At 63.4% G+C, this 20,204-nt stretch carries 20 protein-coding genes, 1 other RNA gene and 1 riboswitch; of the genes, 15 read left to right on the top strand and 6 right to left on the bottom strand.

The genetic code is table 11. The annotated features are described in order from the left end of the window. Positions 1–77: 77 nt before the first annotated feature. Complete coding sequence (locus B5E65_RS04715; RefSeq protein WP_087170612.1) at positions 78–386, bottom strand: hypothetical protein; 309 nt, start codon at positions 384–386, stop codon at positions 78–80. 186 nt (positions 387–572) lie between these two features. Between B5E65_RS04715 and B5E65_RS04710 the strand changes: the two genes are divergently transcribed. Together B5E65_RS04710 and B5E65_RS04705 are read left to right on the top strand one after the other, a co-directional pair. Next, complete coding sequence (locus tag B5E65_RS04710; RefSeq protein ID WP_087170611.1) at positions 573–794, top strand: DUF2508 family protein; 222 nt, start codon at positions 573–575, stop codon at positions 792–794. After that, on the top strand, positions 791–1,048 hold the full coding sequence (locus B5E65_RS04705) for a pro-sigmaK processing inhibitor BofA family protein (protein ID WP_158098520.1): 258 nt from the start codon (positions 791–793) through the stop codon (positions 1,046–1,048). The genes B5E65_RS04710 and B5E65_RS04705 overlap by 4 nt, the downstream gene beginning before the upstream one ends. Positions 1,049–1,097: 49 nt before the next feature. On the opposite strand, the gene rnpB is transcribed toward B5E65_RS04705, so the two are convergent. Continuing rightward, an RNA gene (gene rnpB / locus B5E65_RS04700) (RNase P RNA component class A) lies at positions 1,098–1,436 on the bottom strand. A 164-nt stretch (positions 1,437–1,600) separates the two neighbouring features. Here rnpB and gdhA point away from each other — a divergent pair. The 12 genes from gdhA to B5E65_RS04640 all read left to right on the top strand — a co-directional run bounded on the left by gdhA (position 1,601) and on the right by B5E65_RS04640 (position 14,304). Then, complete coding sequence (gene gdhA / locus B5E65_RS04695) at positions 1,601–2,950, top strand: NADP-specific glutamate dehydrogenase (RefSeq protein WP_087170609.1); 1,350 nt, start codon at positions 1,601–1,603, stop codon at positions 2,948–2,950. A 242-nt stretch (positions 2,951–3,192) separates the two neighbouring features. Beyond that, positions 3,193–4,086, top strand: coding sequence for an RluA family pseudouridine synthase (locus B5E65_RS04690; protein ID WP_087170608.1), 894 nt, complete (start codon positions 3,193–3,195; stop codon positions 4,084–4,086). A gap of 23 nt (positions 4,087–4,109) precedes the next feature. Further along, positions 4,110–5,885, top strand: a complete 1,776-nt coding sequence (locus B5E65_RS04685) for a M23 family metallopeptidase (protein WP_087170607.1) — start codon at positions 4,110–4,112, stop codon at positions 5,883–5,885. Between the two features lie 165 nt (positions 5,886–6,050). Continuing rightward, positions 6,051–6,947: a C39 family peptidase gene (locus B5E65_RS04680; RefSeq protein ID WP_087170606.1), complete on the top strand. Its 897-nt coding sequence runs from the start codon at positions 6,051–6,053 to the stop codon at positions 6,945–6,947. A 169-nt stretch (positions 6,948–7,116) separates the two neighbouring features. After that, positions 7,117–8,646, top strand: a complete 1,530-nt coding sequence (locus B5E65_RS04675; protein WP_087170605.1) for a M23 family metallopeptidase — start codon at positions 7,117–7,119, stop codon at positions 8,644–8,646. 267 nt (positions 8,647–8,913) lie between these two features. Beyond that, entirely contained in the window at positions 8,914–10,197 is a 1,284-nt protein-coding gene (locus B5E65_RS04670) for a UDP-N-acetylglucosamine 1-carboxyvinyltransferase (protein ID WP_143402971.1), read from the top strand. An 89-nt stretch (positions 10,198–10,286) separates the two neighbouring features. Continuing rightward, positions 10,287–11,075 (top strand): MBL fold metallo-hydrolase, encoded by a 789-nt coding sequence (locus tag B5E65_RS04665; RefSeq protein WP_087170603.1) that lies wholly within the window; start codon positions 10,287–10,289, stop codon positions 11,073–11,075. Position 11,076: 1 nt separating this feature from the next. Then, positions 11,077–11,556, top strand: a complete 480-nt coding sequence (locus B5E65_RS04660; protein WP_087170602.1) for a 23S rRNA (pseudouridine(1915)-N(3))-methyltransferase RlmH — start codon at positions 11,077–11,079, stop codon at positions 11,554–11,556. Between the two features lie 132 nt (positions 11,557–11,688). After that, positions 11,689–11,994 carry a hypothetical protein gene (locus B5E65_RS04655; RefSeq protein ID WP_242957477.1) on the top strand — a complete coding sequence of 102 codons (306 nt, stop codon included), beginning with the start codon at positions 11,689–11,691 and terminating at the stop codon, positions 11,992–11,994. A 2-nt stretch (positions 11,995–11,996) separates the two neighbouring features. Further along, the gene (locus tag B5E65_RS04650) at positions 11,997–12,188 is read left to right on the top strand and encodes a helix-turn-helix transcriptional regulator (protein ID WP_087170601.1); all 192 of its coding nucleotides are present in this window, start codon (positions 11,997–11,999) and stop codon (positions 12,186–12,188) included. 125 nt (positions 12,189–12,313) lie between these two features. Beyond that, complete coding sequence (locus tag B5E65_RS04645) at positions 12,314–13,312, top strand: WG repeat-containing protein (protein WP_158098519.1); 999 nt, start codon at positions 12,314–12,316, stop codon at positions 13,310–13,312. Positions 13,313–13,326: 14 nt separating this feature from the next. Beyond that, complete coding sequence (locus B5E65_RS04640; protein WP_087170599.1) at positions 13,327–14,304, top strand: Gfo/Idh/MocA family protein; 978 nt, start codon at positions 13,327–13,329, stop codon at positions 14,302–14,304. A gap of 297 nt (positions 14,305–14,601) precedes the next feature. Here the strand turns inward: B5E65_RS04640 and gltA are convergent, their stop codons facing one another. Continuing rightward, positions 14,602–16,005, bottom strand: a complete 1,404-nt coding sequence (gene gltA, locus B5E65_RS04635) for an NADPH-dependent glutamate synthase (protein WP_087170598.1) — start codon at positions 16,003–16,005, stop codon at positions 14,602–14,604. Position 16,006: 1 nt separating this feature from the next. Further along, positions 16,007–16,849, bottom strand: a complete 843-nt coding sequence (locus tag B5E65_RS04630; protein WP_087170597.1) for a sulfide/dihydroorotate dehydrogenase-like FAD/NAD-binding protein — start codon at positions 16,847–16,849, stop codon at positions 16,007–16,009. A 169-nt stretch (positions 16,850–17,018) separates the two neighbouring features. Between B5E65_RS04630 and B5E65_RS04625 the strand changes: the two genes are divergently transcribed. Continuing rightward, a complete protein-coding gene (locus tag B5E65_RS04625; RefSeq protein WP_158098518.1) occupies positions 17,019–17,927 on the top strand; it encodes a LysR family transcriptional regulator in 909 nt (302 codons plus the stop codon). A gap of 57 nt (positions 17,928–17,984) precedes the next feature. Here B5E65_RS04625 and B5E65_RS04620 read toward each other — a convergent pair whose 3' ends face one another. Next, the gene (locus B5E65_RS04620) at positions 17,985–19,199 is read right to left on the bottom strand and encodes a helix-turn-helix domain-containing protein (protein WP_087170595.1); all 1,215 of its coding nucleotides are present in this window, start codon (positions 19,197–19,199) and stop codon (positions 17,985–17,987) included. 159 nt (positions 19,200–19,358) lie between these two features. Next, the gene (locus tag B5E65_RS04615; protein WP_087170594.1) at positions 19,359–19,985 is read right to left on the bottom strand and encodes an energy-coupled thiamine transporter ThiT; all 627 of its coding nucleotides are present in this window, start codon (positions 19,983–19,985) and stop codon (positions 19,359–19,361) included. A gap of 93 nt (positions 19,986–20,078) precedes the next feature. Continuing rightward, positions 20,079–20,196, bottom strand: a riboswitch (TPP riboswitch). Between the last annotated feature and the right edge of the window lie 8 nt (positions 20,197–20,204).

The following is a 20,204-nucleotide window of genomic DNA, read 5'->3' as shown; positions in this document are numbered from 1 at the left end:
CGCCCAAACAGGGCTGATCGGATACAACAAAACCCCGGAGCCGCTTCCCTTACGGAAACGGCCCCGGGCTTTTTGCTTTATTCTTTGTCTGCGTCTGCCGGGGCTGCATTGCCGGCTGTCTCCGCCGCGGCCTCCCGGGCGTCGGCGGCCTCCCGGCCGTAGGCCCAGATGCCCAGCAGCACCGCCATCGGCGCCAGACCGCCGAACAGCAGGCCGAGCAGATTGTCCCGGAACACGCCGGTCACCGCCATCCAGATCAGCACGCCCAGCCAGATAACCGGCGTGATGGCGCCCAGGTACCACAGCCGCCGGGGCCGTGCGCTGGCCCACATGTGAAACACCAGCAGCACGGCCAGAGCTGCCAGCATCAGCACGACTTTTGTCATAATTCGTCCCTCGCTCCTCTCCGAAAGCCGCCCGGGGCGGTCTTACGCAACCAGTATACCCGCCGCCCCGGGGAATGTCAAATCGGGCGGCATATCCGTGGGAATATTTGCCAATGCTCTGGGCATATCCTCATAGCAGAACCGGGCGGGACACGCCCCGCCCTGAAAGAGAAAGGATGCTGCCCCATGAGCCTTGCCGTGAAAAAACGCCCTGCCCAAACCGGCGCGGATCCTGCCCTGCGCACGGCGCTGCGGGACTGCCTGGACGAGCTGCGCCACAACCAGAGCCAGTACGACCTGGAACAGGATCCCGATCTGATCGAAGCCTGCATCTATGAACGGTCCGCGCTGCTGTGCCGTTACCGGTACCTGCTGCGGCAGGCCCGGCAGCAGGAGACAGCCCTGTGACCGGGCTGTGGCTGGCGGCGGCGGTGGGGATCACGGCGCTGGTCAGCCGGGCGGCGGCCCGCTGCCGCCGTCCGGTGCGCCGCTGCGTGGCCGGGGCCCTGTGCGGGGTGGGGGCACTGGGCGCGGTGAACCTGCTGGCCCCCTTTACCGGGGTGTCGGTGGCGGTAAACGGCCTGTCCGCCTTTGCCTCGGTGGTGCTGGGGGCGCCCGGCGTGGCGGGCCTGCTGGTGCTGCAGCGGCTGTTTGCCCCCTGATCCGGAACGCAGAAAGCCCCCTCCCGAACCGGGAGGGGGCTTTCTGCGGGAAACGACCGGACCGTAAGCCGGGTTCTGTATTAAACGGTGATCTGTCTAGGCGGTGCGTTGCCGCATCGCTCGTGCCACCTCCGGGACGCGCGGGGCAGCGCATATGTCCCATACGGGTGTTGCTTCTGGTAGGGTTTACATAGCCGCAAAGTCGCCAGTGCGCTGGTGAGCTCTTACCTCGCCTTTCCATCCTTGCTCCGCCCGAAGGCGGGGCGGTCTATTTCTGTTGCACTATCCCTAGGGTCGCCCCCGGCTGCCGTTAGCAGTTACCATGCCCCTGTGAAGCCCGGACTTTCCTCAGAGCGCAAAAGCGCCCCGCCACCGTATGTTCCACTCGTTTCCCGTCTGGATGATACCACAAATTTGCCGCATTTGCAAATTTTTTGTTACGGGGGCGCTTTAGCGGGTTGCAATTGGGCTTTTCCGGTTTTATAATCTAAAGTATGGCGCCGCCAGGCAAAGGGGTCCGGCGGCAGCCCAAAAAGAAAGGGGAAGTATCTGATGATTCAAAACGAGTATCTGGCCCGGGTCTATGCTCAGGTGGAGCAGCGCAATCCCGGCGAGAAGGAATTCCTCCAGGCTGTGCGCGAAGTGCTGGAAAGCCTGCAGGTCATCTGCGAAAAGCACCCCGAGTACGAGGCCAACGGCGTGCTGGAGCGCATTGTGGAGCCGGAGCGCTTCATCCAGTTCCGCGTGTCCTGGGTGGACGACACCGGCAAGGTGCAGGTGAACCGCGGTTTCCGTGTGCAGTTCAACAGCGCCATCGGCCCCTACAAGGGCGGCCTGCGCCTGCATCCCAGCGTCAACGCCTCGGTCATCAAGTTCCTGGGCTTTGAGCAGATCTTCAAGAACAGCCTGACCGGCCTGCCCATGGGCGGCGGCAAGGGCGGCAGCGACTTTGACCCCAAGGGCAAGAGCGACGGGGAGATCATGCGCTTCTGCCAGAGCTTCATGACCGAGCTGTCCAAGCACATCGGCCAGTTCACCGACGTGCCCGCCGGCGACATCGGCGTGGGCGCCCGGGAGATCGGCTACATGTACGGTCAGTACAAGCGCCTGTGCAACGAGTTTACCGGCGTGCTCACCGGCAAGGGCCTGAAGTGGGGCGGCAGCCTGGTGCGCACCGAGGCCACCGGCTACGGCCTGTGCTACTTCACCGAGGAAGCCCTGCACTGCATGAAGAACGACAGCTTTGCCGGCAAGACCGTGGTCATCTCCGGCAGCGGCAACGTGGCCATCTACGCCTGCGAGAAGGCTACCCAGCTGGGTGCCAAGGTAGTGGCCATGAGCGATTCCTCCGGTTACGTCTACGATCCCGAAGGCATCGACCTGGCCCTGATGAAGGACGTGAAGGAAGTGCGCCGCGCCCGTATCGTGGAGTACGCCAACGCCCGCGCCAGCGCCACCTTCACCCCGGGCTGCGCCGGCATCTGGACCATCCCCTGCGACATCGCCCTGCCCTGCGCCACCCAGAACGAGCTGGACGGCGAGAGCGCCAAGGCCCTGGTTGCCAACGGCTGCAAGGTGGTGTGTGAGGGCGCCAACATGCCCAGCACCCCCGAAGCCATCGAGACCTTCCTGGCCAACGGCGTGCTGTACGGGCCTGCCAAGGCGGCCAACGCCGGCGGCGTGGCCACCAGCGGCCTGGAGATGAGCCAGAACAGCCTGCGCCTGTCCTGGACCTTCGAAGAGGTGGACGAGCGGCTGCAGAACATCATGAAGGGCATCTTCCATGCCGCCTACGACGCCTCCAAGGAGTGCGGCGTGGAGGGCAACCTGATGGTGGGCGCCAACGTGGCCGGCTTCCTGAAGGTGGCCGACAGCATGGTGGCCCAGGGCATTGCCTACTGATCCTTTTCCTGGAAATTTGTTGTATACCGCCCCGGCGGGTGCCTTGTGCCCGCCGGGGCTTTTTCTTGTGCCAAATCCGCCCAATCGGCGTTTTACACAGGATTATCACAGGATTTTCGTTGCCAAATCCGTCAAAACCGTGGTAAACTGAAAATCGGAGCAGACCGGCCGGTTTGCCAAAGAGCCCGCTGTATGGTATACTGACTGTGTATCGCGTGTGCGTTTGGCAAAGGAGGCTCTGTATGCAGCTGTGTTTTACCGTGCCTGCCTCTCTGGCAGGTATCCGGCTGGACAGCTTTCTGCAAAGGCAGGGATTTTCCTCCACCCTGCGCCGCGCCCTCAAGCGGCAGCCCGACCCTTGTGTGTGGGTGGACGGCCGCCCCGCCAAGGGCTTTGAACTGGTGGGGGAGGGGGCCCGGGTTACGGTGCAGCTGCCGGCGGAACCGCCCTGCGCGCTGCCGCCGGAACCTTTTGCCTGTTCCATCCGGTACGAGGATGAACACGCCCTGGTGCTGGACAAGCCCGCCGGCATGGCGGTGCATCCCACCCTGGGCTATGCCGACGGCACCCTGGGCAACCAGTATGCCGGGCTGCTGGCCTTGCGGGGCCAGACCGGTGCGTTCCGCCCGGTAAACCGATTGGACGCGGGCACCAGCGGTCTTGTGCTCTGCGCCCGCAACGCCTGGGCCGCGCCGCTGCTGGCGGCGTCGGTGCAGAAGGTGTACTACGCGGTGGTGCAGGGGCAGCCCCGGCCCGCCGCCGGCACCATCCGCTTGCCCATCGACCGCGCCCCCGGCAGCATTGTGCTGCGCCGGGTGGATCCGGCCGGGCAGCCGGCCGTTACCCATTACGAAACCGTGGCCGTATCCGGCGGCTGCGCCCTGGTGCGCGTCTGGCTGGAGACCGGCCGCACCCACCAGATCCGGGTGCATTTTTCCCATATCGGCCACCCGCTGGCCGGGGACGATCTCTACGGCGGCAGCCGGGAGTATCTGGGCCGTCAGGCCCTGCACTGTGCGATCATGACATTTCCGCGCCTGCCCGGCCGCGATGCCGCGCGGGCTGTCAGCCCGCCGCCCGCTGATTTAGCGGGGCTGTGCCGGGCGCTGGGCCTTTCCTGGCCCGACTGCGACTAACAGAAAGGAGTGAGGAAACGGATATGGAACCGACCATGACGCCGCCCCGGAGCGGCGGGCCCGAAACGGGCCCCAAAACGGACCGATCCGCCTCGCTGCGCGTTAAGCTTCTGGCTGTGCTGGAGCGCGCTGCCTCCACCTCCGCCGGACGTGCGGTGGGCTGGGCTTTGTATCAGCTGGGTTACTGGGGTGAATATACCGGCCTGTGCGCGGTCCGGTGGACCCGTGAAACTGCTGCCGATCTTCGCCGCGTGCTGGGCCGTGTGGGCCGCATCGTCGGCGGGTACATAGCCGGTGCTGCTAAGGGCATGGCGGACGAATTTACCGCCCCCTTCCGCCGGTTTGCCCACGGCATGCGCAACATCCGCGCCCATGTAAAGGAGCAGGCGCAGCAGTTCGGCAAGGCCCGTGCCGCCAAGGAGGGCTTTGCCTACCTGTGGCGCGGTACCCGGATGTATTTTCCGCTGGTGCGCCGTTCGATGGCCTATGTGGTGCCGCTGGTGGCGCTGGCTGTCTTTGTGTACACCGTGCGCACCGTGATGGATTATCAGTACGTGCTGGCGGTGGAGGTGGACGGCAGCGTAGTAGGCTATGTGGAGAGCGAGGCCGTATTTGATGCCGCCCGCTCCGACCTGCAGGCCCGTATCGCCACCAGTACCTCCGGCCGGGAATGGACCGTTACCCCTGCCTATTCGCTTTCGGTGCGAAGCGGCCCGGTGATGGACGAGACCCATATGACCGACGCCATCCTGCAGGCCTCCGGCAGTGAGATCCAGGAGGCTACCGCCCTCTATGTGGACGGGGCTATTGTGGCCGTTACCACCGAGGGGGATAAGCTGGAGGCCGCGCTGGAAGAGATCAAGGCGCCTTACGAGCAGCCGGACAACGAGAACATCCGCGTGGAGTTCGTCAAGGACGTGGAACTGGTGGACGGTATCTATTTTACCGACTCCATCGTGGACTACAGCGAGATCGATGCCCTTATCCATGGGGAGGAACAGGCGGACGTCTATTACACCGTGGTCAAGGGCGATACCCCCAGCGGTATTGCCAAGAAGAACGACATCACCCTGAACGAGCTGGTGGCGCTGAACCCGGATATTCTGGACAGCCTGTTTGTGGGCGACCAGGTGCTGGTGACCCAGTCCCGCGACTATCTGCCGGTGCAGGTGGTGGAGCATAAGGTGTATACGGAAGAGATTCCGTTCCAGACTGTTACCACTGAATCCGGCGACTACTCCTGGGGCACCATGAAGGTGGTGCAGGAAGGCTCGAATGGCCTGAAACAGATCGAATCCGACTTTTATTACATTGATGGCGTACTTCAGCAGGAAGTTGTACTCAATGAAACAGTTCTCCAGGAGGCGGTCAACAAAGAGGTCATTAAGGGCACACGTCGCCCGGATGGCAGCATTGGTCAGTTGGGTTCGGGCATCTTCTCCTGGCCGGTACCCAGCAGCTACCGGCTCAGCCGCGGCTTTGGCGGCAGCCACTACGGTCTGGATATTCTGAGCTACTACGGCGCGCCCATCTATGCCGCCGACAGCGGCGTGGTCACCACCGCCGGCAGCGGGCAGGAGCACTGGAGCTACGGCATCTGCGTGCGCATCAACCACGGCAACGGCTACCAGACTATGTACGCCCATATGTCTGGCACCGCGGTCAGCCGGGGCCAGAGTGTGGAAAAGGGCCAGCTGATCGGCTATATGGGCTCTTCCGGCCGTTCCACCGGTACCCATCTGCACTTCGAAGTTTATGTAAACGGTGTGCGCGTCAACCCCTACAATTATGTGGGCTGATCGAAGCAACAGAAACGGGTAAAACCAAACAGGCCCCGGCCGACCGCTCTGGTCAGCCGGGGCTTTTCGCTTGCACTGGGCTGCCCGGCCCGGTATAATAAACATGACGGCCTTTGGGCCGACCCTTTTCAAACAACGGCGATCTTGCGCCGGGAGGATACAACCATGCAGAACAACCGCAATTCCCGTTCGTCGGCCCGGCTGCTGGCCACACTGGCCATGCTGCTGGCCTGCGCGGTGGTGCTTACCTTTATCGGCACCATGCTGGCAAAGCAGAACAGCGCCTACAACGCCCCGGTAATAGAGGGCGTTTCCGGCCAGAGTTCCTCCAGCCAGTCCCAGACGGCCGCCTCTAGCTCTGATGGCCCTCAGCAGCTGCCGCTGCCCGCCTCGGTGCATCTGGATGTGCCGGTCATCGGCCAGAACCCGGAACTGCCCAACGGCTGCGAGATCACCAGCCTGACCATGCTGCTGCAGTATCTGGGCTTTGACGTGGACAAGATGACCATGGCCGAAGATTACCTGCCCCGGTCGGAAAAATTCTACGGCGCCGACCCGGAGGTGGAGTTCATGGGCGACCCGTCCCAGAGCAGCGGCGAAAGCTGCGGCTTCTACTGCTTCCAGGGGCCGATCATCCAGGCGGCCGAGAAGTATCTGGCCGCCCAGGGCCAGGCGGATGCCTGGGAGGTGACCGACATCACCGGCGTGGATGCCGCGGGCCTGGCCGAGCAGCTGGCCGCCGGCAACCCGGTGCTGGTGTGGGCCACCATCGATTTCAAGGACGTGCGGGAGAGCAGCAAATGGTCCTGGACCACTGCCTCCGGCGAGACGTATACCCCGCTGGTGGACGTGCACTGTCTGGTGCTGACCGGCTATGAGGACAATCAGTTCTACCTGTCCGATCCGCTGGAAACCTACGAGAGTGTGCGTCAGCAGAAATTCATGGAAATCTTCACCGCCATGGGCAGCCGGGCGGTGGTTATTACCCCGAAAGAACCCGCGCCTGAGCCCACGCCGGCCCCCTCCGCCGAGGCTTCTTCCGTCCCCTCTTCGGCGGCCTGATTTGTGAACCGGGCGTGAATCCTTGGTGAAAAACCGGCGATTTTTTCCCCGGGCGGGTTGGCGCGGCGGTGAAAAACTGGTATACTGGTAGAAACAAATTACCCTGACCGACGGCCGGGCTCCACAGCCCGGCTGTCGGTTTGTACACTGCAAAGGAGGCGAAAACGGTATGCGGATCCAACCGGCACAGGCAGCCCGCAGGGCGGGCTGGGCGCTGGGGCAGGCGGCGTACCTGCTTGGCTTCTGGGGCGAGAGCACGGCCTGCAATCTGGCCCGCGGCGCCCGCCGTGTCTGGAATGGGGCGGCGGCCCGGGGCCGGGCTTTTTCCGCCCGGTTCCTGCATCCGGTATGGGAGGGCCTTGTGGGCGTGGGCCGGGACCTGGCCGCGCCCTTTGTCCGGTTTGCCCACGGGATGCGTTCCATCCATGCCTATGTGCAGGAGGAAAAACAGGCCCGCGGTACCCCCCGGGCGCTGGCTGGCGGCCTGCTCTATTTCCATCGCGGGGTACGCCTGTACGGTTATCTGGCGGTGCGGGCAGGCCGGTACATTATGCCGCTGCTGGCATTGGGACTGTTTGTGTTTACGGTGCGCCATACCCTGAACCGCAGCTTTTCGCTGGCGGTGGAGGTCAACGGCGAACTGGTGGGCTATGTGCAGAGCGAAGATGTGCTGGAAGCGGCTAAAAACACCCTGCAGCAGAACATTGTATCCCTGGACCGCAGCAGCCAGTGGCAGATCACGGCCGACTATACTCTGGCGGTAGATCCGGAGGAACTGCTGGATCAGGAGACCCTGGCCCGCACCCTGCTGGAGATGTCTCACAGTGAGATCCAGCCCGGCGCTGCCGTGTATGTGGACGGGGAACTGGTGCTGGTCAGCGACGATGCCTCCGGGCTGCGGCAGGCGCTGGAAGCCCTCAAGACCACCGCCGCCGACGCGGCAGGGGAGGGCAGCGAAGCCGAGTTTATCCGGGACGTGGAACTGCAGGAGGGCATCTACTTTACCAGCGATATCTCGGATGAAACAGCGGTGCAGGAGGCTCTCTCCAATACGGACCTGTTCGGTCTGCGCACCGTCCGCCGGGCGGTGGAGATCCGGGAGATCCCCTACGAGACGGTCACCACCCGGTCGGAGGATTACCGCTGGGGCTCGGTGCAGACGGTCCAGGCCGGGCAGGCAGGGTCCGCCCAGGTCACGGTGGATTATATCACCGAAAACGGGGTCACCACCGAGGAGATCGTGGAAAGCGTTACCCTCACCGAGCCGGTTACCGAGCAGATCGTGATCGGCAGCCGGATGCCGGCAGGCTCGCTGGTGGAGGTGCCGGGCTACGGTACGCTGCTCTGGCCGGTGCCCAACTACAAGTATGTAAGCCGCTGGATGAGCGCCGGGCACACCGGCGCGGATATCTGCGCCAACGCGGGGCAGGATATTCTGGCAGCAGCGGACGGCCGGGTGATTACTGCCGGCTGGCATTACAGCTACGGCAACTACATCATCATCGACCACGGCAATGGCCTGCGCACCCTGTATGCCCACTGCAGCAAGCTGTATGTAAGCTATGGGCAGTATGTGTCCCAGGGCGATGTGATCGGCGCGGTGGGCAACACCGGCAATTCCTTCGGCAACCATTGTCACTTTGAATTGTATGTGGGAGGCGTTCGGGTCAGCGCCCGGAACTACTTCCCCAATATGTAAACAGAATCCGGCATACTTCGGGCGCAGACCTGGTGATTTTACCAAATCCGCGCCCGATTTTTGTTGGATCCGCCAAAATGTTGCCGGCATGGGCAAACCGGAAGCATAGAAGCAACAATTTCGTAAAGAATAAGCCCAGGGGTTTGATTCTTATGTGAAATGGTGTATAATAAGACAGTTGACGGGCGGCTTTACGCCGCCGGCCCAATCCACGGACGGCAGGCCTTTACCGGCCACGTCCGGCAACCTCAAAGGGGAGTTTGCGCTTTGGAAAAATTCGTGATTCAGGGCGGTAAGCCGCTGGTGGGCGAGGTATCCATCAGCGGGGCCAAGAATGCCGCCGTTGCGATCCTGCCGGCCACCATTCTGGCGGCCGATGTTTGTGTTGTGGAAAACCTGCCTGCCATCAGCGACGTGCTGGTGTCGCTGCGCATCCTGTCGGCGCTGGGCGCCCGGGTGCGGATGCTCAACAAAAACTGCTACGAAATTGACACCACCCACATCAGCTGCGCCGCCGTGCCGGACGATCTGTCCCGGCAGATGCGCGCCAGCTATTACTTCCTGGGGGCGCTGCTGGGCCGGTTCGGCTCGGCACAGGTGGCCATGCCCGGCGGCTGTGACCTGGGCCCCCGCCCCATCGACCAGCACCTGAAAGCCTTTACCGCTCTGGGCGCGTCCGACTCGGTGGAGTACGGCCGTATCCATGTGGAGAGCGACCGGCTGCAGGGCGCCCATGTGTTCTTTGACACCGTGTCGGTGGGCGCTACCATGAACGCCATGCTCAGCGCCGTGCTGGCTGAGGGCCAGACCGTGCTGGAGAATGTGGCCAAGGAACCCCACATCGTGGACCTGGCCAACTTCCTGAACATGATGGGCGCGGATGTGCGCGGCGCCGGCACCGACTGCATCAAGATCCGGGGTGTCAAGGCCATGCATGGCTGCACCTATTCCATCATCCCCGACCAGATCGAGGCGGGCAGCTTTATGGTGGCCGCGGCCATGACCGGCGGCAACGTGCTGATCCGCAACGTGATCCCCAAGCATCTGGAGCCGATCACCGCCAAGCTGGAGCTGGCGGGCGCCACCGTGGAGGAGTTTGACGACGCGGTGCGGGTCTACCGCAACGGCGATCTGCTGCCCCTCAAGATCAAGACCATGCCCCATCCGGGCTTCCCCACCGATATGCAGCCGCTGATGACGGTGCTGCTGACCATCGCCCGGGGTACCTCCATCATCACCGAAGGCATCTGGGAGAACCGGTTCCGCTATGTGGACGAGCTGATCCGCATGGGTGCCAACATCCAGGTGGACGGCCAGGTGGCGGTAATCGAGGGCGTGCCGGAACTGCTGGCAGCTCCGCTGCGGGCCTCCGATCTGCGGGCCGGTGCGGCGCTGGTGGTGGCGGCGCTGTCTGCCAACGGCACCAGCGAGATCGAGGAGATCGCCCATATCGAGCGCGGCTACGAGAATCTGGTGGGCAAACTGCAGGGCCTGGGCGCCGATGTACGCCGGGTATCCATGCCCGCGCCCGCCATGCCGCAGGCGCTGTGATCCAGTTTTTCCGTCCGGGGGCGCGGTGTGCGTCCCCGGTTTTTTATCCTGTTTTGACACACCGCCCGCCGGGCGGCATGAGGTGAACGATGGCCAGTTTTACTACCCTGTATTCCGGTTCCTCCGGCAACTGCGGCCTGGTACGCAGCGGCCAGGGCTATCTGCTTGTCGATATGGGCAAAAGCTGCCGTATCACCACCGGCGCGCTCAAGGATCTGGGCCTGTCGGTGCGGGATCTGCAGGGCATCCTCATCACCCATGAGCACTCCGACCATATCGCCGGGCTTAAGGTGTTTCTGAAACACTACGATGTGCCGGTGTTCGGTTTGCCGGAAACCCTGGATTTTCTGGCAAACCGGGGCGACCTGCCCGCGGCGGCCCAGCTGATCGCGGTGGGCGGCCGCCCGGAACAGATCGGGGACTTTACGGTCACCGCATTTCCCACCCCCCACGACGTGCCCTGCTGCGGGTACCGGATCGCCACGCCGGACGGCAAGGTCATGGCCATCGCCACCGACCTGGGCCAGCTGACCGAGACGGTACATACCAGCCTGGCCGGGGCGGATCTGGTGGCGCTGGAGGCCAACTACGACCCCTACAGCCTGCAGCACGGCAGCTATCCCTATTACCTGAAAACCCGCATTGCCTCGCCCTTTGGCCACCTGTCCAACCCGGAGTGCGCGGCCAAGGTGCTGGAACTGGTGCAGACGGGCTGCAAAAAGATCGCCCTGTGCCATCTGAGCAAGGAGAACAACACCCCGGAACTGGCGCTGGAAGCGGTGCGCAAGGCTCTGCTGGCCGCCGGCGTGATCCCGGAACCGGACGTGGTGGTGCAGGCCCAGCGCCGCAACGAGCCCAGCCCTGTATTGGAGTTTTGATATGCAGCACATTGATCTGATCTGTATCGGCAAACTGAACGCCGCCTGGTGCGCCGAGGGCGTGGCGGAATACCGCAAGCGTCTGAGCACCCTGTGCGATTTCCGGGTGATTGAACTGCCCGAACAGCCCCTGCGGGAGGACAGCCCCGCCCTGGTGCAGCGCGCGCTGGAAAAGGAGGCTCAGGCCATCCTGGCCAGCGTGCGCAAGGGCGCGGCCATAGTGGCCCTTTGCGTGGAGGGCAAAACCCTCTCCAGCGAGGAACTGGCCGCCTGGCTGGACGACCGGGCGGTAAGCGGCGCGGGGGACGTGGCCTTTGTGATCGGTTCATCCCACGGGCTGGCCCCGGCGGTCAAGCAGGCCGCGGCGCTGCGCCTGTCCATGGGACGCATCACCCTGCCCCATCAGCTGGCCCGCCTGGTGCTTACCGAGCAGATCTACCGGGCCTGCTGCATCAACCGGAACATCAAGTACCATAAATGAAGCCCGCCCCGCGCGGGCCTTTTCTTTTTTATAAAATGTCAAAAACTCTTGACATTTTGGCGTGGGTCTGGTATCTTGAAAATGTCAAAAGAATTTGACATTTAAGCGGATGAAAAGAAAGGAGAGAGTGATATGGAATTTATGGGGATGCCTTTGGGGGCCGCGCTGTTTCTGGGTGGTGTGCTGCTCGGATTTGGGGCGCTGGACATCACGATGCTGGTTTCCCTGCTCAAGACGGGGGACGAGCGCAGCCGCATCATCGTGTGGAAGACCAGCACCTTTGCCTTTAATGCAATGGTAGGCGCGCTGGTGCTGGATGTGATCACAAACTATGTTACCAAGCAGCCCATGACCATCAACCCCTTCATCCAGCTGCAGGTCGCCGCGGTTCTGTATTGTGCGGCGCTGCTGTATTACCGCAAGAAGCTGGGAGGCTGAGGATGGAAAACAAGATTCGCGAACGCCGCAAGGAACTGGGCCTGTCCCAGGAAGAGCTGGCAAAGAAATGCGGCGTTTCCCGTCAGACGGTAAACGCCATCGAGAACAACAAATACGATCCCACCCTGGCGCTGGCGTTCAGCCTGGCCAAGGAACTGCACCTTACGGTGGACGAACTGTTTACCCCCGCGTGATTTGTGCTTTTTTGCCTTTTCGCACAGGATATGGTACAATGGGGGCACAAAATCAACGGGGCATTTGCCCCGATTCAAGGCGCCAGGCCGCAGGGCCCGGCCGCCTGCAAGGAGGTTGTTCCCCTATGAAACTGCGTGCTTTTGCCGCTTTGGCCCTGTGTGCCGCGCTGCTGGTCGGCTGCGGGCGGGCCGCAGCACCCTCGTCCGAGGCAGCCGGCAGCTCGGCTTCTTCACCGGATGTCAGCTCGTCTGCGCCTGCCGCCACCCCGGCACCCACTGCGGAGCCGGAAACCAAAACCGATTGGCTGCTGGAGCCCCGCACCGATCTGGAGATTACCTGCAGCCTGGCGGAGTATCCCACCGCCGACAACGGGGTGCTGAAAGATCAAGCTTACCTGTCCCTGTTTGAGCAGAACGGCAAGACGGGTGCCATCAATTTTGACGGCAAGATTGTGATTCCCGCCGAGGAGGATGTACACTGGTGCTCGGTCTGCGGGCTGACCAATGCCGACGAAAGCAAGATCTTCAACGATCTGGGCGAAAATGTGGGCCCCGGCGGCCATGGCCTGCCGGATATGGAGATTGTCTACGACAGCACGCTGGGCATGGCCTATGTGCTGGAGATGGAGGAACTGGTGCCGCTGACCAACTACGGCGCCAGTGTGCGGCCCTATGTGGCCCGGGTGGGTACGCTGCAGGCGGCTCCCGCCGACGACTACGGCGCCTTTTTGTGGAACAACCCCGCCACCGGCCAGACCGAGGGGCGCACGGTGGAATGGGGCGAGGGCTACGTACTGGTGCAGCCTTCCACCGGCAAGCAGGTAGGGCCGGTGTGTGAAGCCATCGACCGGTATTCCGACGGGCTGTATGCCGTGCAGCAGAACGGCCTGTGGGGCTATCTGGACATCGACGGCACCCAGGTGATTCCCTGCCAGTACCAGCAGGCGCGGCCCTTCTGCAGCAACCTGGCCGCCGTGCAGAACACCGATGGCCTGTGGGGGTATATCAGCCTGGCAGGCACGGTCAAGGTGCCGTTCCAGTATCTGGGGGCGGCTTCGGTGACCGGTGGCCGGGCCTGGGTCAAGACATCCGAGGGCTGGGGCGTCGTAGCTATCCAGACATAACGGAGGAAAACACTATGAAACAGTGGAATGTGGCCATCCTGGGTACCGGCGCGATCGCCGCGGTGATGGCGGATACCCTGAACGGCATGGAGGAAGCCCGGCTGTATGCGGTGGGTTCCCGGACGCTGGACCGCGCCCGCGCCTTTGCCGAAAAATACGGCGCGGAGAAAGCCTGCGGCAGCTATGAGGAGCTGGTGGCCGACCCACAGGTGGAACTGGTTTATATCGCCACCCCTCATTCGGAGCACTGGGCCAACGCGCTGCTGTGTATCCGGGCAGGCAAGCCGGTTCTGTGCGAAAAGGCCTTTACCGCCAATGCCGCGCAGGCCCGGGAGGTATTTGCCGAGGCGGAACGCCGGGGCGTGTTCATCACCGAAGCCATCTGGACCCGGTACATGCCTATGCTGGCCACCATCCGGGAGGAGATGAACAGCGGCAGCATCGGCCAGGTGCGGATGCTAACCGGCAATCTGGGGTATTCCATTGCGGACGTGCCCCGTTTACGGGATCCGAAGCTGGCGGGCGGCGCGCTGCTGGATGTGGGGGTCTATCCGCTGAACTTTGCGCTGGCGCTGTTCGGCCACGGGTACGACCGGGTGGAAAGCAGCTGTTCCAAGCTGCCCACCGGTGTGGATGCCCAGAACAGCGTGACCCTGTATTATCCCGACGGACGGGTGGCCCAGCTGAACAGCTCGCTGGAAGCCTGCCTGGACCGGCAGGGTGTTATCCACGGCACCAAGGGGTATATCCGGATCGAGAACATCAACAATTTTGAGAGCCTGTCGGTCTACGACGGCCAGCACCAGCTGGTGCGCCGGGTGGAGCGCCCGGCCCAGATCACCGGCTATGAGTACGAGGTGCGGGCCTGCCTGCGGGCGCTGGAAGCCGGGGAACTGTCCTGCCCGGAGATGCCTCACGAGGAATCGGTGCGGGTCATGGAGCTGATGGACTCCCTGCGCGCCGCCTGGGGCGTGCGGTATCCCTTTGAATAAAGGCGAATGGGCTGATCTGGGGAGACAATGTCCCCCCAGACCCCCAAAATCGCGGGCCAAATCTTTGGCCCGCAGGGATATAAAAAACGAACGCCTCTGCCAGTCAGACAGGGGCGTTCATTTTATATTTTTTGTGTGGGCCGAGGATTCGGCCCACGATTTCCGGGGGGATGGGGGCCCGGGTTCGCGAAGCGGCTGGGTCTCCGGTGGAGACCCAGACCGGCAGGGCGGTCGGCGCAGCCGGGCGGGCGCATCGTTGTTGCGCCCGTAGCCCCGGTTGTATCCCCCCATATTAGCTCAGTTCTTGCCGCGCAGATACTCGTCGATGGCCCGGGCAGCCTGCTTGCCGGCGCCCATGGCCAGGATCACGGTGGCCGCGCCGGTCACCGCATCGCCGCCGGCGTACACGCCGGTGCGGCTGGTCAGGCCGTCGTCGCCGTCGGTCACGATGCAGCCGTGCCGGTTGGTCTCCAGGCCCGGCGTGGTGGACCGGATCAGCGGGTTCGGGCTGGTGCCGATCGCCATGATCATGGTATCCACTTCCAGCTCAAATTCGCTGCCTTCCTTTACCACCGGGCGGCGGCGTCCGCTGGCGTCCGGCTCACCCAGTTCCATCTCCACACAGCGCATCCCGCGCACCGAGCCCTGCTCGTCGCCCAGCACTTCCACCGGGTTGGTCAGGGTCTTGAAGATGATGCCCTCTTCCTGGGCGTGCTCCACTTCCTCGGCACGGGCAGGCAGCTCGTTCATGCTGCGGCGGTACACAATGTACACCGTCTCCGCGCCCATACGCAACGCGCAGCGGGCCGCGTCCATGGCCACGTTGCCGCCGCCGACCACCGCCACCTTGTGGCTGTGCAGCAGGGGCGTGTGGCTGCCCGGCTGGTAGGCCTTCATCAGGTTCACGCGGGTCAGGTACTCGTTGGCGCTGTATACGCCTTTCAGGCTTTCGCCCGGGATACCCATGAACCGGGGCAGGCCCGCGCCGGTACCGATGTACACCGCTTCAAAGCCGAACTCACCCATCAGCTCATCCACCGTCAGCACCTTGCCGATCACCATGTTGGTCTGGATATCTACGCCCATGGCTTTCAGCCCGTCGATCTCCTGCTGCACAATCGCCTTGGGCAGCCGGAACTCCGGAATGCCATACACCAGCACGCCGCCCGCCAGGTGCAGCGCCTCAAACACCGTTACCTGATATCCCAGCCGGGCCAGGTCGCCGGCGGCGGTCAGGCCGGAGGGGCCCGCGCCGATGATCGCTACCTTGCGCCCGTTGGAAACCGGCTTTTCCGGGGATTCGGTGCTGTGCTCCCGGTGCCAGTCTGCCACAAACCGCTCCAGCCGGCCGATGCCCACGCTCTCGCCCTTGATGCCGCGCACGCATTTGCCCTCGCACTGGTTCTCCTGAGGGCAGACACGGCCGCACACCGCCGGCAGCGCGCTGGAAGCGCTCAGCACCTTGTAGGCGCCCTCCATATCCTCGTTGGCAACCCGTTCAATAAAAGCGGGAATGTCGATCTGCACCGGGCAGCCGGTCACGCAGGGCTTGTTTTTGCAGGCGAGGCACCGGCGCGCCTCGTTCACCGCCATATCATAGGTGTACCCCAGCGCCACCTCGTCAAAGTTGTGGGCCCGCACCGCCGGGTCCTGGCTGGGCATGGGGCACTTGTGGGGATCCATGTTCCGCTGAAACGCCATCTTACTGCACCCCCTTGTTCAGCAGGTTGCAGTATTCTTCCCGGGCATGGGCTTCAAACTCCCGGTAGGTGCCGCCCCGCTTCATCGCCTCGTCAAAATCCACCAGATGCCCGTCAAAATCCGGACCATCCACGCAGGCAAACTTGGTCTCGCCGCCCACCGTCAGCCGGCAGCCGCCGCACATGCCGGTGCCGTCAATCATGATCGGGTTCATGGATACGGTGGTCTTGACCCCGTACTTCTTGGTGGTCAGGCTTACAAACTTCATCATGACCAGCGGCCCGATGGCGATCACCTCGTCGTAACCCTCGCCCGCCTGGATCAGCTGCTCCAGCGGGGCGGTCACCACGCCCTTGTCGCCGTAGCTGCCGTCGTCGGTCATCATGACCAGCTTGTCGCTCACAGCCCGGAACTCGTCCTCCAGGATCACCAGATCCTTGGAGCGGAATCCCACAATGCTGTGTACCTCGGCGCCCAGCTCATGCAGCCGCTTGGCCACCGGATAGGCAATGGCGCAGCCCACGCCGCCGCCCACCACGGCCACCTTTTTCAGCCCCTCCAGCTTGCTGGGGGTGCCCAGCGGGCCCACAAAATCGTGGATGCATCCGCCCTCGGGCAGGTCGTTCAGCTCCATGGTGCCCGCGCCCACCACCTGGAAGATCACGGTCACGGTGCCGGCGGCCCGGTCGTAATCGGCCACGGTCAGCGGGATGCGTTCCGAGTCCGCCCCGGCACGCAGAATCACGAATTGCCCGGGCATCGCCTTGCGGGCAATCAGCGGCGCATCCACCACCATGCGGGTGACGGTGGGATTCAGCGCCTCTTTGCGAATGATCTTGAACATACTCTTCTTCCCCTCAAAGTTTATGTTGCATATTTGTCAATACGCATTTTTCATTATACTCCAAAAGCCCCCACCGCGCAACGGCGGAAAATATGCCGCCGCCATGGTGTTTTGTACCGGAATATGGTACAATATTTACAAATTGCCCATCTGTTCAAGGAGGCCCGCCATGACCCTGCAGCAGCTTCGTCAGGTCCAGCAGATCGCCGCCACCCACAGCCTGTCCGCCGCCGCCCGGGCGCTGGAAATGGCACAGCCCAACCTGAGCCGCAGTTTGAAAGAACTGGAAAAGGAACTGGGGGTGCCCCTGTTCCGCCGCACCGCCCGGGGTATGGAGCTCACCGCCGCGGGCAGCCAGTTCTTGCGGTATGCCGCCGGTATCCTGACCCAGATGGAGGAACTGCAAAGCCTGTACGCCCCCCAGCCGGAGGGGTTCCGGCTGCGGATCACGGTGCCCCGCGCCACCTATATCGCCGACACCTTTGCCGCCATGTTGGCGGATTGCCCGGCCCCCATGAATGTGCAGTACCGGGAAGCGGGCTTGACCGACGCTTTGCAGGATGCCGCCTCCGGGGAGAGCGAGCTGTCCATCATCCGATATCAGGACATTTATCAGCCCTGGGTGGACACGCAGCTGGCCCAGAACAGCCTGCAAAGCCGGGTGCTGCGCCAGTACCGGATGTGCCTGCTGATGAGCGAGCGGCATCCCCTGGCGGGCCTGGCGGATATCCCGTACCATCTACTGGGGCAGTATCCGCAGATTCTGCACGGGGATGTGCAGCTGCCGGTGCTGGAACCGGAGCAGCGGGCCCGGGCCGCGGAACTGCGGGTAGGGGAGAGCCGTATCTATGTGTATGACCGGGGCAGCCAGTTTGCTCTGCTGCGGCAGGTGCCGGGCAGTTATATGTGGGTGAGCCCTCTGCCTGCCGCCGAGCTGGCCCGCCAGCAGCTGGTGCAGAAACCCTGCGCTGAAGCGGGCCTGAACCGGGACGCCGCTATCTGGCCCGCTGCCGCCGAACTGTCGGACAACGCCCGGCGCTTCCTGGCCTGCGTGCGGCAGGCGGATGCCTTGTGGTAAAAGACGAAAGACGCCCCCGCCGGGATCTCCCGGCGGGGGCGTTTGCTGTATAAGGTGTTACGAGATCAGCTCCATCTGCCGTTCGTACACGTTGCCCTGGCTGTCCACTACCCGGGCGGTGATGATTACCGACTGATCCGCTTTCCAGGGATGGGCCTGGGGCGTCCAGAAGTAGGTGACGGTGCTGCCCACAAAAACAGCCTGATCACCGGTGTAAGAGTCTTCGGTAGGGACAAAATCCTTGTACAGTTCCGGAATCGGGAAGGTCTCCACCACCTGCCCGCCGATTTCCAGCTGCATTTCCGCCTCCACCGGCCAGGCATACTCGGTGGCCCCCAGGCTCAGCCCCACATCGCCGTCAAACCGGATCTGGCCGTTTTGCGTTTCAAACCGGATAAGCTGGCCGTCAATGCCGCCGCCCAGTTCCACGATCGGTTCAAACTGCCCGTGAGGGGCGTAATCGCTCCACAGCTGCTGGTTCTGCACCGTGCCGTCGGGGCTTTCCAGCTGGAAAGTGGCGGTCAGCTCATCGGCGGTGGCCACCCGGCCGGACACGGTGAACACCCCGCCGCCCTCGTCGGTCATCTCCAGCGTTACCGCGCTGTGAGTGTCGGTTGGATAGGTGGCGGTTACAATCAGCCGGGCGCTGGCCCCCGGTACGCTCTGCTTGGCGGTCACCCGGGCGGTGAGCAGCAGGGTGCGGCTGCCGGATTCCCATTCGGAATAGCTGTGGCTCTCACCCGCGGCCAGGGAATTCTGCTCGTCCAGCATGGTCTGCACCCGGTTTGTCATGGAATCTACCTGGGCCTGCAGGGTGCCCTGCATCCCGGCTACCTGGCCGTTCACCCCGTCAATGCGGTTTTGCAGGTCATCCATGCGGCTGCCGGCATACAATCCCACGCACAGCAGCGCCGCTGCCAGTACCAGGGCCACGCCGCCGCCCGCCGCCAGGCTTATCCGGCGGCGCTTGGTCTCCCGGGTTTCCCGGGCATCCAGCAGCGCCTGCATCCCCTCGGCGGAGAGGGACGGGGCGGGGGGCTGCTCCGAGGATAGCGGCCGCCCGGTCAGCAGTTCGTCGCAGCTGGTGTGCAGGGCTTCGGCCAGGGCCAGCAGGTTATCCAGCCCGGGCAGGGACTGGTCGGCCTCCCACTTGCCCAGGGCCTGACGGCTCACCCCCACGGCGGCGGCCAGGGCCTCCTGGCTCATGCCCGCCGTCCGGCGCAGCGCCAGAATCCGCTGGCCGATGGTGGCCGGTGTTTCGCGGTTGGTCATGGATCGGATCCTCCTTGGATTTGTTGGTTTCAGTATACCATGCCGGGCAAAATCTGGCCACCATCCCCCCTTTCCAAACCGGCAACCAGCGGTTGCCGGGGCCGGAATGGCGCAAAAAAGCCCCCGTGCACCGGGCACGGGGGCAAAAAACAAAAAGGTTTACTGCTCCTGGAACATCTTGGGCACGGTCAGGCAGAGTACAACCGCCACCACAGTGGTCAGGATGGCCTCGGGGATCATGTAGGTGCCGTTGTAGACGCCGCTGTACAGCCAGCACAGCGCGTTCTCACCCATGCTGGCGATGGCCTGGCCCCAGCCGAAGTTGGTCATCCACTCAAAGGCGTAGTCGTAATCCTTCCACACCACATAGCCGGACAGGAAGCTGCACAGGTAACGGATCAGGCTTACCACCACAGTGGCAACGCCCACGCCCAGCACCCGCTTCTTGAAGGGCTTGGCGATCAGCCAGGCCAGGCCCAGCAGGGTGTAGGCCAGCACATAGTCCAGCAGCACGCAGCCGATCTGGGCGCCCAGGGTCTGGCAGTAGGCCAGGTTTTCAATGCCGCCGAAGAACACCAGCTGCAGCAGGCTGTGGACGAAGCCCACACCCAGGCCCCAGCGCACGCCGTGGCGCAGGCTGAACAGGATGATGGGCAGGGTGCTCACCACTGTGATGGTGCCGCCGTGGGGCAGGCTGTACAGGGGGATCATGCTCAGCACGCTGGCCAGGGCCAGCATGATGGCACCCTCCACCATGGTGCGGGTACGGGAATACTGTTTGGTCATGATTCGGTTCCTCACTTTTTCAAGATTCCGGCCATAAAAACCCGCAAAACAAAACGCCTGCGTATGCGAAACACATACACAGGCGCACGAAATGCGTTTATTCCTCAAACTCCCTACGCCGGCATTACCCGGATCAGGTTCAAGGTGACCCAGGGCTGCAATTTGCCCTGATCTCAGCCGGGGATGGCCCCCAGCGCCCCTGTTTTTATGTCCGCAGAC

The organism is Gemmiger sp. An120, assembly GCF_002160955.1.
Classification (GTDB): Bacteria; Bacillota; Clostridia; order Oscillospirales; family Ruminococcaceae; genus Gemmiger_A; species Gemmiger_A avium.
Note: the sequence above shows the minus strand (reverse complement) of the source record. Positions and strands in the feature narration are given on the sequence as shown.